The sequence below is a fragment of the Mesorhizobium sp. M0587 genome (genome assembly GCF_040320945.1).
Taxonomy (GTDB): domain Bacteria; phylum Pseudomonadota; class Alphaproteobacteria; order Rhizobiales; family Rhizobiaceae; genus Mesorhizobium.
In genome coordinates, this window is sequence record NZ_JAMYQP010000044.1 from 27,001 (window position 1) to 40,262 (window position 13,262).

At 58.8% G+C, this 13,262-nt stretch carries 12 protein-coding genes, 2 pseudogenes and 1 riboswitch; of the genes and pseudogenes, 4 read left to right on the forward strand and 10 right to left on the reverse strand.

Annotated elements, in window-relative coordinates:
- Positions 1-309: 309 nt before the first annotated feature.
- From NKI49_RS28285 to NKI49_RS28295, 3 genes are all read right to left on the reverse strand, one after another.
- The gene (locus NKI49_RS28285) at positions 310-870 is read right to left on the reverse strand and encodes a hypothetical protein (protein WP_352607972.1); all 561 of its coding nucleotides are present in this window, start codon (positions 868-870) and stop codon (positions 310-312) included.
- 184 nt (positions 871-1,054) lie between these two features.
- Positions 1,055-1,312 (reverse strand): hypothetical protein, encoded by a 258-nt coding sequence (locus NKI49_RS28290; RefSeq protein ID WP_352607974.1) that lies wholly within the window; start codon positions 1,310-1,312, stop codon positions 1,055-1,057.
- 223 nt (positions 1,313-1,535) lie between these two features.
- Entirely contained in the window at positions 1,536-2,252 is a 717-nt protein-coding gene (locus tag NKI49_RS28295; RefSeq protein ID WP_352607976.1) for a phospholipase D-like domain-containing protein, read from the reverse strand.
- A gap of 336 nt (positions 2,253-2,588) precedes the next feature.
- Between NKI49_RS28295 and NKI49_RS28300 the strand changes: the two genes are divergently transcribed.
- Positions 2,589-2,801 carry a cold-shock protein gene (locus NKI49_RS28300; protein ID WP_023679670.1) on the forward strand — a complete coding sequence of 71 codons (213 nt, stop codon included), beginning with the start codon at positions 2,589-2,591 and terminating at the stop codon, positions 2,799-2,801.
- Positions 2,802-3,019: 218 nt separating this feature from the next.
- On the opposite strand, the gene NKI49_RS28305 is transcribed toward NKI49_RS28300, so the two are convergent.
- Positions 3,020-3,490, reverse strand: a complete 471-nt coding sequence (locus tag NKI49_RS28305; protein WP_023685635.1) for a Ros/MucR family transcriptional regulator — start codon at positions 3,488-3,490, stop codon at positions 3,020-3,022.
- Positions 3,491-3,889: 399 nt separating this feature from the next.
- Here NKI49_RS28305 and NKI49_RS28310 point away from each other — a divergent pair.
- Both NKI49_RS28310 and NKI49_RS28315 read left to right on the forward strand, forming a co-directional pair.
- Positions 3,890-4,559: pseudogene (locus tag NKI49_RS28310) on the forward strand (transposase); the annotation flags it as partial.
- An 82-nt stretch (positions 4,560-4,641) separates the two neighbouring features.
- Complete coding sequence (locus tag NKI49_RS28315) at positions 4,642-5,646, forward strand: glycosyltransferase family 10 domain-containing protein (RefSeq protein ID WP_352607978.1); 1,005 nt, start codon at positions 4,642-4,644, stop codon at positions 5,644-5,646.
- 137 nt (positions 5,647-5,783) lie between these two features.
- Here NKI49_RS28315 and NKI49_RS28320 read toward each other — a convergent pair whose 3' ends face one another.
- Positions 5,784-6,137, reverse strand: a complete 354-nt coding sequence (locus NKI49_RS28320) for a hypothetical protein (protein ID WP_352607980.1) — start codon at positions 6,135-6,137, stop codon at positions 5,784-5,786.
- Between the two features lie 924 nt (positions 6,138-7,061).
- Between NKI49_RS28320 and NKI49_RS28325 the strand changes: the two genes are divergently transcribed.
- Complete coding sequence (locus tag NKI49_RS28325; protein ID WP_352607982.1) at positions 7,062-8,117, forward strand: cytochrome-c peroxidase; 1,056 nt, start codon at positions 7,062-7,064, stop codon at positions 8,115-8,117.
- A gap of 276 nt (positions 8,118-8,393) precedes the next feature.
- Here the strand turns inward: NKI49_RS28325 and NKI49_RS28330 are convergent, their stop codons facing one another.
- From NKI49_RS28330 to NKI49_RS28350, 5 genes and pseudogenes are all read right to left on the reverse strand, one after another.
- Entirely contained in the window at positions 8,394-8,723 is a 330-nt protein-coding gene (locus NKI49_RS28330) for a helix-turn-helix domain-containing protein (RefSeq protein ID WP_352607984.1), read from the reverse strand.
- Positions 8,724-8,787: 64 nt separating this feature from the next.
- Positions 8,788-9,141 (reverse strand): hypothetical protein, encoded by a 354-nt coding sequence (locus NKI49_RS28335; RefSeq protein ID WP_352607986.1) that lies wholly within the window; start codon positions 9,139-9,141, stop codon positions 8,788-8,790.
- 432 nt (positions 9,142-9,573) lie between these two features.
- Entirely contained in the window at positions 9,574-11,919 is a 2,346-nt protein-coding gene (gene metE, locus NKI49_RS28340) for a 5-methyltetrahydropteroyltriglutamate--homocysteine S-methyltransferase (protein WP_352607988.1), read from the reverse strand.
- 95 nt (positions 11,920-12,014) lie between these two features.
- Positions 12,015-12,215: riboswitch (cobalamin riboswitch) on the reverse strand.
- 654 nt (positions 12,216-12,869) lie between these two features.
- Positions 12,870-13,040 carry a hypothetical protein gene (locus NKI49_RS28345; RefSeq protein WP_352607990.1) on the reverse strand — a complete coding sequence of 57 codons (171 nt, stop codon included), beginning with the start codon at positions 13,038-13,040 and terminating at the stop codon, positions 12,870-12,872.
- 101 nt (positions 13,041-13,141) lie between these two features.
- Positions 13,142-13,262: pseudogene (locus tag NKI49_RS28350) on the reverse strand (IS6 family transposase); the annotation flags it as partial.

Here is a 13,262-nt window from a genome sequence, read left to right on the forward strand (position 1 = left end):
CGTGCTGTGGACCATGCCCCACGCCCAGACAGCGATCGGCAGCGACACAGCAGGAGAGCCACGAGATTCACGCCGAGCAACTGCAGCGGCGCCTGCCGATAGATCAGCAGATCGCGCACCTGTTGCAGCATCACGACGGCGGCGATCCCGAGCCCGATCGAAAGAACCGGCGCCCAATTAATCGCCAGACCCCTTCGGACACTGGCTCTCCAGCTGGGCAGCTTTTCCCAGAATTTGACGAGCCTACGCCTTCCGGCGTCCCAGGCTTGGGTCGCCAATTGCTCTCGCGCGCGGCATCGGCAACGGACCTCATTGCACGGTGATCGAAAGGGTGCTCGGGCAATGGTCCGACAGCCGCTGATGGTCCGCAGCAACCGAAGGTGTCCAGGGAACCTGGCCGTCCGAGTTGGCCACGGCGAGATCACGGACCTTGGCCCCGAACACAAAGAACTCAATCGGCAGCATGTTGTAGTCGTCGGCGGTCGGAAGCGAGGTCGGATAAGGGTTGGACGTGTCTGCCCAGCAGAGCGACGGCTTCTTGTAGGGGACGCGGAACAGCGCAATGTCCGGACGGTTGTCGCGGTCATGCATATCAACGGCCGGCGAGTATCCCGAGACGGCCTGCCAGACTTCGTCCTGGAAGCGGCCGGCGCCGGCATCGAGGCGCCGATTGAAGTCGCCGACCACCATCCAACCATCGCCGGCGTTCTGCCGCGCTTCGACCCAAGCCCGCAGCGGGAACATCTGTCGACCAAGCGTGTCGCAGGCGTTCCTGGTCGGTGGGGTGGTTGACGGGTCAACCGTGAACAGCCGGAAGTTAATCAGGTCGTCGAAACACCCCGACTTCATGTGGACCACCAGCGCCCGCATCGACGTCGCGCCTGCCTTTACTGTGACATCCAGACCCCAGCGCACGTCCCTGATGGTCCCGCCATCGTCCGATTTGACGTTGAGCTGCGGTACGTCAGCAGCCGTCGCCGTGACCCCGGCATCGGCCCGCCAGGCTACCGCTGTATACTGGTGACGTTCAGACCCAGCGGGCTTTACCGGTGTATCACCTGGCTTGGTGCATATCGGACCCCTGTCGCCAGTCCTTCATCGGCGGCAAACTGGCCGCTGATGCAATGAGCCATCCATCGGTAACCGGGAACACCTCATTGATCGCCGCAGGGCTGCTCACCTCTTGGAGAAAAAAGACGGAGGCTCCGACTTTGTCTCGCCAAGCCTTCAAGTCGGCATAGTCCTGCGGCTGCCGTATGTAATCCCCAGGGAACACCGTCACCGGGTCGCCCGCATAGAGAAGCGTCTGCACGTTCCAGTTGCCCAGTTGGAGCTCACCAGCAGATGCGGGAAGGGCGTGTTGAGATCGTGACTAGAAGAGCGGACAGAACTTTGTTCATGATTACCCCCTTGGAATTTGCGGAAACGTAGCTCGCCCGGATGGTTTGGTCGCTTGGCAGTTCTACAAAATATCGCCCCGAGACGCGGCGAGGACGAATGCCGCAACGGCGGTCGTCTCTGTCAGGCAGTCATGGTCACTCCGAGAGTTGGCGCGCGAAGAACTGGCGACGGGCGGAGCGCTCGGTGTCGCCGAAATAGTCCGACCACCAATCATCCGTCCGGAGCGGCTTGGGTGGGTCGTCCGCCTCCCGCCACTTCAGGGACTCGCGAAAGGCATGGTGACTGTAGAGACGCATGAATTCGCCGAGATAGATGTCGGCCACGCGCTTGTTGCCAACGACGATGATCATGTTCTCGTCGTTTTGGTTGGTCGACGCGGCGCTGAAATTGGCGGAGCCGGCGACGACCACGGGATTGTCAGACATGGGATCGATGATCATGAATTTGTTGTGCACGTATTTCACGTTGCCGTTGAGACCGCTCAGGGTCTCCTTCACCCATCCATCGATCTTGTTGGTCGCGATGAGCGAACCGATCGCGAAGGTGTTTTCTGGCATGTTGCGCAGGTCCTGGATCGCTTGCTCCTCCGCGATGCGTTCGGGCTGCCGCTCCTTGAGCGGGCGGGTGGCTTTCTCAAGCAACGCGAGGCGAAACGGCGCCGGGCTCGTGCGGTAGACATCCTTGAACAGGTCGTGCATGCCGAAGGCGAAGGTCATGAAGAGGCCATGCTGCGCGGTCATGGCGAGGTCGGCGTACCACTGCAACGCATCGAGGTTCGAGCGTGGGCTGAACACGACACTGGTTCCCGCCGGCGGCGGCATGGCAGGCAGCGGCGTGAGCTCCTCGGTCACTGGCGCGAGGTCGGCGTTCGTCGGGTCGTCGTGTAGTGCGCTCCAATAGTCGAGATAGCGTTGTGCGACGTCGGGATCCTCGACGACTGAGCGACATTGGAATGACCGAAGATGCCGCCGTCCGAGAAATTGGTGCCGCCGGTCCAGACAGATTTCGGTTGGCCGTCCTCGAGTTTCACGATGAATTTGTTGTGCGAGATGTAGGACGCCCACAATGGGTGGCCAGCTGATCGGGGCTTAACAATTTTTCGCTTTTTGCTGCGCCCAACTCTCGGCTATGACTCGGACAGGCCTAATGGCCTGCCCACGTCGCATTGTAAAAGAAGGAACAAGTATATGCCGACTGGAACGGTAAAGTGGTTCAACAGCACCAAGGGGTTTGGATTCATCCAGCCCGACAATGGCGGTCCGGATGTTTTCGTCCACATTTCCGCTGTCGAACGCGCGGGCCTCTCGACCCTCGCTGACGGCCAGAAGATCAACTATGAGATCGAGCAGGATCGCCGCACTGGCAAGTCCTCCGCTGGCAGCCTCAGCAAAGCTGGTTGAAATTTTCTCCTGCGTCCTGGCAAGAGTAGGCACGTAGGTCCTCACGGCCGCTCGATGAAGCGAGCAAAAACTGAGGGCAGCAGATTGCTGCAGGCGTCGCGAATTCCTCATGAAACAAAGTTGTTTGAAAGGAAGGCGGGGTTGGCCCCGCCTTTTTATATGACGCGCAGATTAAGCCGATGGCTGCAACGCTCCAGAACGAATCTCGATTGCCGAAATTAAGCCGCGACCTTCTTGCGGGTTCGCTTCGTCGGCGCAGGCTCCGGCGCTTCCGGCGCCTTCGGTTTGCGGCCGAGCCCCATCGTCTTGGCCAATGACGAGCGCGCCGCGGCGTAGTTCGGCGCGACCATGGGATAATCCGCGGGCAGGCCCCATTTGGCCCGATATCCATCCGGCGTCAGCCCATAGTGGGTCGACAGATGGCGCTTTAGCGATTTGAATTTCTTCCCGTCCTCAAGGGAGATGATGTAGTCCGGTGTCACCGATTTCCTGATCGGGACTGCAGGCGTAAGGGCAACCGGCTCTTGCGCAGAGACACCTCCGGCCGTCGCTCTCAGAGCCGCATGCACTTGGCCGATGAGGGCAGGGAGATCCCCCACCGGGATCGGATTGTTGGAGACATAGGCCGACACGACATCGGCGGCAAGCTCAATGAGGGTGTCGACGTTTTTTCCGGCTTCTTCTGTCATGAAACTCTCCAGGCGGTGAAACATAGTCAGCGAAGCGTCGCTTCATAGGGCCGGTTGCCGCTGAAAGCAACAATGTCTCGACAGCGTTATTGCCAATGCTCGTCCAGAAGCGACATCGATGCGCCATATTTCCCGTCGTGACCGCTGAGCCACTCGTTGTTGGCGACCCTGCCGTGGTGCGTGGCGCGTCCCAGCTGTAACTTTGCGCCGAAGTTGCTAGTAGTCGAGGCTAAGCGCGCTATTTTTGTCCCGCTTTACTTCTTTGGACTGTGAAATCGAGGGAGCGTGATCGCTTGCTGGTGGGCGTCAGGGACGATGGACGTTCATTGGCAATGGCCAAATGTAAGTTCATCGCCCGGTGAGCCGCTCTGCCAAGGGGCTGGGAACCGCCGCTGGTAACCAAGGACATCAAGGTATTTCGAGGCGTTTCTTAGCCGGTCCTGGAGAGACGGCAATCGCTGCGGACGACACCTGTTCCACGATATCGAACAGCGCGGCGACACGGGCAGCTTCTCGAATCTGGAGCGGCTTCTCGCAAGCTGGCGCCGCGCCGAGAGGCCGGGCAAGGACAGTGCGTCGCCTGCTTCAATCATACGCGTCAACCAGCCAGCGACGCTGTCCCGATACCCGCGACCGGCCGTGTGATCTCGCCGGTAGTCGCCCCGGCCCTCTGCACGAAGCCTCGGGATGTGCTGACGATCAACCAGGCCGCAAAGGTCGACGTCCTGAAGCAGGGATCACATGAGTTTGCCACTATGCGCAGGCTTGCCATGCGCTTCCGCGGCATTTTGCGGGGCCTGTGAATTGGGCAAGCTCGACACTTCGATCGACGTGGCGTCAACTCCGGGTTCGTCGCCATCACGCGTTTCGGTCTGGTCCTACGCCGTGACGTTGACGCCGTTCGCGATGCCATTGAACTACCGTGGAGCAACGGCCAGGCGGAAGGGCTGATCAACCGCCTGAAGACGATCAAACGTACCATGTAGGCAGAGCGGGCTGCGAACTCCTTAGGGCACGCATGCTGCCACTCAGCCGGCTTGATCACCACACAAAACGAGGAAGAACCTAGTCAAGTGCAAAGCGACAATTGCCTCGACAGCGGGTCCCGGAAGGTTTATGCTACCCAAGGTTAGCGCAATCCGGAATGGCGATTGAGTACCTTCACGAGTGAAGGGAGTGGAACTGCTTTGTCGGCCAAATTGTTGACGGAACGCCCGGCGCCCATTGTTGCTACATGCCTAGATTCTTGGGGCGTTTTGGATGATGCAATCCACCATCTCACTCCAAAGGGCAGTGGAATCTGGAACAATGTCGCTTTTGTTCGCACGACATCCTTCGTGCCCGATTGGCATATCGTCTTTAACTCTGCTTCTCTTTTTGGGCTCCCTGTTGATATCGAGGCGAGCCCAAACAGGACAATTTTTGCAATCGGCGAACCGCCGACGAAAGCTCATCGCGCGTTTCATGAAGGGCAGGGGAAAAATACTATCGTCCTGACGTGTGACGCAGAGCTGGCTGCTCGGCAGAATGCAGCGCGCCGATTCGTTTTGTCTCCACCTATCACTCGGTCTTGGTCTGTAAACAAGACATATGACCAACTTCTGGTCAGCGAAGTCGTGGATAAGCCGCTTCGGCTCTCATGGATTACCAGTGACATCGCCCTGCTTAAAGGACATCGATATCGGCTGGCGTTTCTGGAACGGCTGAGAAAGGAGCTCGATTTTGACCTGTTCGGCCGAGGTTTTCGGCTGATTGGAGATAAATGGAACGCACTCGCACCTTACCGTTACAGTATAGCGTTCGAGAATACTCGTGCTGATTACTATTTTACAGAGAAGCTTATGGACTGCTTCGTTGCTGAAACAATGCCGATCTATTACGGCAGCCCGGCAATCACGAGGTTCTTCCCTTCGGACTCTATGGTTCTGATTGACCCAGAGGACAAGAACGTAATCCCAAAAATTCAAGAAATCATCAACTCGGACCTCTGGAAGGAACGTCGCGGCGCAATAAGAGAGGCGAAGCGGTTGGTCCTCGGGAAATACAATACGTTTGCTTATCTCGCGCGCTTCATCGAAAGCGTTCAGGATAAACCCTTACCGCCGGAAATTATACACATCGATTCGCCTGAGGTCGATTTTGGAATAGACGAATAAAGTACTCCAACGCTCGCTTCGCGTGCCCGGCGGTCGGTGGTCTGGCGAGATCGGTACGGAACGCTCGGCGGAGAATGCCTGCTGCGCAGACGGGCCGGCACGGGCGCACGAGGTCATGCGCCCCCGGCTGCCGCTGATCAGACGAACTGGGGAAGGCCAGGAACGGAATTGAGGACCTCGTCCACGAGTTCGTCGCCGGCATGTTCCTTGGCGCAGGCGATCGTCTCGTTGGCGAGGCCGGCGATCTTTGCCATGCTGAGACCCTCACTCATCAATTGCTGGCCGAGCCCCATAAGGCCGCCACCCTGTGGGTCGTCGCCATGATACTTCGCTACTAATTCCGAAGCTCCCGGAATGGCCTCGATCATGCGCGCAACGGGACCGTCGGCCGCGTGGCTTTGCAGGAAACCCAGCATTAACCCAACCCCCTTCTCTGCGAGAGCCGGGCCGATGCCGGCACCAGTGGCGATGCGCGGTAAGAATTCTTCCATGCAGGGTCTCTCTCTCTTTGATGAGGTTTACACGGGGCCGGTCCGGCGCCCAGCGGCCTTGGCCGAACCACAATTGAACTCCACAAAAATAGGCCGGCGGAAGTGCTATTGCGCGTAAAACCGCCTCTGTCAACGCAAGCTGCGTCGGACGTGCGTGTTTCGCAAACCGAAGATCATTCCAATTCACATCATTACGCATTGGCAACCGCACAGTTTGCGGTGGCTCGCTTATGGGCCAATGCCCCGCGTCCGTCAAATGATGACGACAAGGTGAGGGAAGATCAATCTAGCCCTTGTGCCGGCGCGGCGCTTGAGCAGGTCCACCGGCTGTAACTGCCTCACACCTCGATCCACAGTCCCAGGCGCGTGATGGGATGTTCGTAGAAGCGGAGCTATATGCCGGTGTGACAATCGACAAGGCGGACCGGCTATTCCGATAGGACATCCATACTGTCGCATAGACCGTCGCTGCTTAGGTATTGAAACCGCCATCGCTGGTGACATCACAATGTGCAGTCGGCGGGTGTCGATAAGGTCGATTCACGCAATCAGCCGGTCAGGAGGAACGAATGAACCCTGAGGTTTCAGAAGCTCACTTTTCGCAAGGCGTGCAGCGCACATCGTGCAAGAGATTGCCATTCTTGCGGATGCTATCGACTTTCTCAACGATGGCGGGAAGATCGCAGTGACCGAATCTACGAAGCCGCCCCCAGGGCGTGCTTTGATGCATACAAACGGCGCCGAGCAGGGATACTCCTCCTCCCTGAAGTCCAATCGAGAAGAGCGATCACTTCCAAGAGGGTCCCAGCTCAGCCGCGAAAACAGGTGTCAGACCCCGGTCCTCTCCCTCAGCTGATCTAGCTCAGGGCGTTCATGAGCCGCAGATCGCATAGTGGCTGCGTGCACGACGCAGGAAGACCATTTATGAAAATCCTATTCAGTATGATGGCTGTCCCCTTGCTGGCAGCCACCGCCTTTGCTGCGGATTCGATCCCCACAGCCCTCAGAGATGCGGCATTGGCGACCTTCAGGGCTTTGCCATCCACCACGCCGGCAGTCGCCAACAACCCGATCACCCCGGAAAAGATCGCTCTCGGCAAGGCACTGTTCTTCGATCCACGCGTCTCTGCGTCAGGCGTCTTGTCGTGCAACTCGTGCCACAACCTGGCCACCGGCGGCGACGACAATCACGAAACCTCGATCGGCCATGGTTGGCAGAAAGGACAGCGCAACGCGCCGACTGTACTGAATGCTGTCTTCAACATCGCTCAGTTCTGGGATGGTCGTGCCGAAGACCTGAAGGCTCAGGCGAAGGGACCGGTCCAAGCCGGGATCGAAATGGCCAATACACCGGACCAAGTCATCGCCACGCTCAAGTCCATGCCGCAATATGTCGAGTGGTTCGATGCAGCTTTTCCGGCTGAAGCGGATCGGGTCACCTTCGACAACTTCGCCAAGGCGATCGAAGCCTTCGAGGCGACACTGGTCACACCGGCCCCGTTCGACAGCTTCCTGAATGGTGATGAGGTTGCCATGACTCCCGAACAGAAACAGGGCCTGGCGCTTTTCATGAACAAAGGCTGCTCGTCCTGCCATGCCGGCATCAACGTTGGTGGGCAAGCCTATTTCCCATTCGGCCTCGTGGAACAGCCCAGCGCCGAGGTCCTGCCGGAAAAAGACAAGGGCCGATTTGCGGTCACCAATGCAGCCGACGATTCCTATGTTTTCCGCGTGGCGCCCCTGCGCAACGTTGCACTCACCGCGCCATACTTTCATTCGGGCAAGGTTTGGGATCTGAAACAGGCCGTTGCCATCATGGGAACCACCCAGCTTGGCGTGGTACTGGCGGACGAAGAAGTCGACCTGCTTGTTGCCTTCCTCAACTCGCTGACCGGAAAGGCACCCGAGGTCGCCTATCCCATCTTACCCGCCGAAACGGCGACAACACCCCGGCCTATAATGCAGATCTTAGGAAAATAAAGCCCAGCTGATCGAGAAACATCGCAATTGACAATGATTGCGACTTTTACTGGGACGAGACGATCGCGACGTCCATGAGAAGCAAATGGCTCGTTTCCAAAGTGCAGACACTGCTTCCGTCACCAGCTCGTTGCGATGGAATCATGTGTGGGATCTGGCGTGCGACATGCCAAGGAAGGTGTCTGACGCATGACGCTCGCGCGCTGTCGATACCGCGCGGCGGCCAGCCATCGCGCTGGCGGCCGAATAGCCGCGCGCCGGAGTGACCGGCGCCCCTTAGGGCGATGGGGGAGCCACTCCGTCCTCCATGTCCAGCGATTCTTCGACTGCTTCCGGATTCCGGGCGATGGTCCAAAGGAGAGTATTCGCCGCTACATCCGGTTTCGAGCGACCTTGCTCCCAGTTTCGAAGCGTTGCCAGATCGAGGCCATACCTCACCGAGAATGCCTCCTGAGAGAGCTTCGTGCGATCCCGGACTTCGCGAACACTTATCGGCCGCGGCGCATGAACCTTCGCGATCACGCCTGCGGACGACAGTTCATTCTTCAGTGCCAATAGGTCGTCGACGCAAGGAACCGTCACGAACGCCTTGCCGTGATCGACCATCTCCGTGAGTATCGCGTGGGCCGTCCTCAGTGGCAACTGTCTCTTGACGAGAATCCGGGCGGCCTCAGGAGTATTCGCGCCGTGAAGAAAACTGAGGCTCAGTCGGACGGGAGAGCCTGACGACACCAGGACGACGTCCCGGGTTCGCACCCGTTGTCCGAACCGCTCCATGAATTTCGATGTAGTCGACATTAAGCTTCTCCGCGATCACTCGACCGAGCTTGCGTAATTTGGACCATCCCCACTGGACCTCGGCATCGCCCCCAATATGCAGGTCACGGACGACAGGATGATTACTGCCCATCTCCACGTTGCCCAAGAGCTGAAGCACGCCATCGGGCGTGACCACGTCAAAGAGGAGGCATGGGTCCTCCGAAATATCCGCGTCCAGGATGAGTTCGATGTCATCGGGCTGCACACCAGATCCCTACGCAAGTTGCTTATAGAAGCTAAGTCGGGCGCTGGCGAGGGTCAAGGCCTTACCGATTTTCCGAATTGGCGGGACGCTGGCAACATCCGAATCCTGCCACCTCGACCCGTAGTCTGCGCTAATCGACTGGGGAAGCGGACAGACGCGCAGGTCGCCACCTGAGCGAACGCGACAGGCGGTCTAGTTTAAGAAAGACGCATGTACGATTTTCCGAGCGGCGCGGCCTGTATGTTCCGAAGGAGCCGATATTAAAGCGTATCGTCCAAATTGATATTTCCTGCGCGATTACGTGCCGAAGGGAAGTGCTCATTCTCGCTCGAGTGACTTATTTCAAAGGATGTGATCGCGTATTGGCACATTTACGGCCGACATGCGGCAGCCGGCAACTCACGTCATGGTGAGGAAGGAGAAGCATCAGGCCTACGCTTTCTCCCGGAGCGCACGTGCTGCAGCGACCATGTTCATGAGGGCAGGGCGGACCTCCTCCCATTTACGTGTTTTGAGGCCACAGTCCGGGTTTACCCACAGTTGGGCATCCGACAGTCGCTCGCGGGCAAGCATGACGAGATCCGAAATCTCACGGACTCCCGGGAGGCGTGGTGAGTGAATGTCATAGACTCCGGGACCGATTTCGTTCGGATATTTGGAGCTCGTGAAGGCGTCCAGCAGCTCCATTTTCGAGCGCGAGGTCTCAATCGAAATGACATCCGCATCCATTTCAGCGATCGCGTCGATGATCTCGTTGAACTCCGAATAGCACATGTGGGTATGGATTTGAGTCGCGTCATTTACACCCGTTGAAGCGATCCGGAAGCATTCGACAGCCCAGTCGAGATAGACTTTCCAGTCAGACTGGCGCAGTGGCAATCCTTCGCGAAACGCGGCCTCATCGATCTGGATTATCCTTGCGCCGGACCTTTCGAGATCCGTCACTTCGTCGCGGATGGCGAGCGCGATCTGGCGGCAGGGTTCGGAGCGGGGTACGTCGTCGCGAACAAAAGACCAGTTGAGAATGGTCACTGGGCCTGTGAGCATTCCCTTAACAGGCTTTTCCGTAAGCGACTGGGCGAATTGCCACCAGCGCACTGTCATCGGATTGCGCCTCGATACGTCGCCGAAAATGATGGGGGGACGCACGTAGCGCGACCCATAGCTTTGTACCCAGGCATGCTGGGTGAGCGCGAAGCCGGACAACTGCTCGCCGAAATGCTGTACCATGTCGTTTCGCTCGAACTCACCGTGCACCAGCACGTCCAGCCCGATCTCTTCCTGCCAGCGAATTGCAGCCTCGATCTCCTTCTTCAGGAACGTCTCGTAGTCGACATAGCTCAGCTGGCCCTTCGCATGAGCGGCCCGCGCCTTGCGTACCTGCGGCGTCTGCGGGAAGGACCCGATGGTCGTCGTCGGGAACGGCGGCAGCCCGAGTGAGCCGGCTTGGACTCTGGAGCGCTCGGCAAAGGCGCTCTCTCGTCGCTTCATGCTATCGTCAATGCTGGCGATCCGCCCCTGAACAAGCGGGTCATGGATCCTCGTGGATGTCACGCGCGTGGCGGCAGCCTCGGCAGACGCTTTCAACGCGCCAGCCATCGCATCTCTGCCTTGGGACAGGGCCCGGGCCAGCAACACCAATTCGTCGGTCTTCTGGGCCGCGAAGGCGAGCCACGAGCTGATGTCCGCGTCGAGTTCCGTCTCAATGCGCAGGTCGATCGGCACATGCAGCATCGAGCAAGAAGGCGCGATCTCGACGCGGTCCAAGGGCCAGCCGGCGACGATCGATTTGATGCGGTCGAGAATGGCGGGCAGGTTCGCACGCCAGACGTTGCGGCCATCGATCAAGCCAAGCGAGAGCACCAGATCCTTCGGAGCGAGCCGACCCACCGTTTCCAGCTGCTCGGGAGCGCGCACGAGATCAATATGCAGCCCAGCCAGGGGCAGAGAAACCGCGGTTTCGAGATTGTTTCCCAGCGGCCCGAAATACGTAGCCAGCATGATCTTCAGCTCGGGCGCGGCTTTCGACAGCTGTCCATAGGCGAATTCGAACGCAGCTCGTTCGTTCGGGTTCAGATCGAGGACAAGCGCTGGCTCATCGATCTGCACCCAGTCGGCTCCCGACAGCTTCAGCCTCTGCAGAAGTTGCTCGTAGACGGGCAGCAGCCGCGATAGGAGCGCGATGGGACCGAACCCTTCGGCAGGCGATTTCGCCAGCTTGAGGAAGGTGATGGGTCCAAGGATGACTGGGCGTGTGTGAATGCCGAGAGCTTTAGCCTCGAGGAAGTAATCGACCGGTTTCGTTGACGAGAGGGCGAACGTCTGATCATCGTCGAGTTCCGGCACAATGTAGTGATAGTTGGTGTCAAACCACTTGGTCATTTCCATCGCGGTTACATCAGGCCCATGAGCCGCCTGCTGGTGACCAGCGTGTCCACAACCCTCCGTCTGACCCTGGTTGCCGCGCGCCATTGCGAAGTAGATGTCAAGTGGGACCTCGCCGCTATTCCAGCCGTAACGGGATGGAACGGCGCCGACCATGGCTGCGGTGTCGAGCACATGGTCGTATAGCGAGAAGTCGTTCGACGGGATTTTCGACACGCCGCGATCGTGCTGCTCCTCCCAGCTAGCGGCACGGAGCGCCTTCGCCGTCCTGAGAAGGGCGGCGGCGGAAGATTTTCCGGACCAGTAACTTTCAAGCGCGAATTTCAGTTCTCGCCGACGACCGATGCGCGGCACGCCGAGCGTTGCTACAGGAATTTGCTGAGAGACAGTCATGTCATACCCCGATGGTTGGGGCGTCGGTGACAAGGAAGGCGCTAGCAGGCCGGCACCAACGCCGGGTTGCAGCGGCCACCGAGACACCCCGCCCGTGGACGTAATTCGCCGTGGCAGGTCTCCTGGCTCGCGGGGTCATAGCCTCTACCCGTCTTCCCGAGGGTATTCGCCTCAGTGACGTGAGTGGGGTTGGCTCGCCGCTAACAGTTGCGGGGGCAGCGCCGGCATCGCACCGGCTTCCCTCTTAGCTCCGCTCCGGCAGCGCCGTGCGGAGAACCACAACCCGCAGACAATCACAGCGGCCCGCACTTTGTCAATATCGCATAACGAAATGTTTATGTCGTTATGTATTCGCTCTTTTACACCTTGTCTTCATTCTGAAATATTCAGTCCGCCCATTGCCGACGCTGGCACCCCCGCCACCATTGTTCATAATGGTTTCCTGTCAGGCTGCGACATTCCTCACCGTTCATCCATGAAGGATTTCGGACAAGATGGATGGGAGTGACAACGTCGTCGAATGCAGAAGGTGGCATTGGTGGCGATGTTTAACGATGCAATCGTGGGCCGAAAGTGATGCGTGCATGGCAGAAGCGGTTGTCTCGAAGTGAACGCCAAACCATGGTGCGGGGGGAAATGGCACGCCAGGTCGTGACCACGACCCTGGTGACTAGGCAATCGGTGGTAACTGCGCTCGGCGGCAAGAGACCACACTGGCCGGGGCCGGTCCAAAGAGCAAGGCCCGACTGTGTCCCGATAAGCTTTTTAAGCGTCATTCAGGCGGTAAGTATAAGTATCTCATCTCAAAGGCTAGGCAGTCGAGGGACGCGGAATTGCGGCAAAGCTCGCGTGCTCCATATTCTGCATCATATGGTCGGCAGGACCCAGTTTTTATCCAGTGCACGCATCAGCGCGGTGTGCAATTCGGGCTCGGTCCGGTAGGAAGGCATTTAGGCCTCGCTCATCCAGCCCAAGCCGAGATAGTGGAAGTGGTCCGAAGGCACGGTAATCCGGCTCTTGTCCAGTTGCCGAACGAAGTCCGCTGACCAATGGTGGATTGTATACGCCTCAAGTTTATCCATCATCCCCCGCCAGCGTTGGATGCGTTCTTCGCGCGGCATGCTGGGCCGCTCTTGAGATCGCTGCAGCTATCTCATCGGGGAGCCTCGGATCTACCAGCAGGGCGTCCTCACCGAAGTCTTCGGCCGCGCCGGCAAACTTCGATAACACCAGAACGCCAGGTCTGGCTGCCGTCGATGACGATGCGCTCCGGCCGGCCATGGCGCGTCAGCACCTTGCGGAGGAAGCGTTTGACCACCACCAGGTCACGGTTTTCGCTGAAG

Excerpts from the sequence above, each read along its gene's own strand:
- NKI49_RS28285 (WP_352607972.1), bottom strand. The coding sequence starts at position 870 with ATGCGGGCGCTGGTGGTCCACATGAAGTCGGGGTGTTTCGACGACCTG.
- NKI49_RS28305 (WP_023685635.1), bottom strand. The coding sequence starts at position 3,490 with ATGACAGAAGAAGCCGGAAAAAACGTCGACACCCTCATTGAGCTTGCC.
- metE (WP_352607988.1), bottom strand. The coding sequence starts at position 11,919 with ATGACTGTCTCTCAGCAAATTCCTGTAGCAACGCTCGGCGTGCCGCGC.
- NKI49_RS28345 (WP_352607990.1), bottom strand. The coding sequence starts at position 13,040 with ATGCCGCGCGAAGAACGCATCCAACGCTGGCGGGGGATGATGGATAAA.
- NKI49_RS28300 (WP_023679670.1), top strand. The coding sequence starts at position 2,589 with ATGCCGACTGGAACGGTAAAGTGGTTCAACAGCACCAAGGGGTTTGGA.
- NKI49_RS28320 (WP_352607980.1), bottom strand. The coding sequence starts at position 6,137 with ATGGAAGAATTCTTACCGCGCATCGCCACTGGTGCCGGCATCGGCCCG.
- NKI49_RS28325 (WP_352607982.1), top strand. The coding sequence starts at position 7,062 with ATGAAAATCCTATTCAGTATGATGGCTGTCCCCTTGCTGGCAGCCACC.
- NKI49_RS28330 (WP_352607984.1), bottom strand. The coding sequence starts at position 8,723 with ATGGTCGATCACGGCAAGGCGTTCGTGACGGTTCCTTGCGTCGACGAC.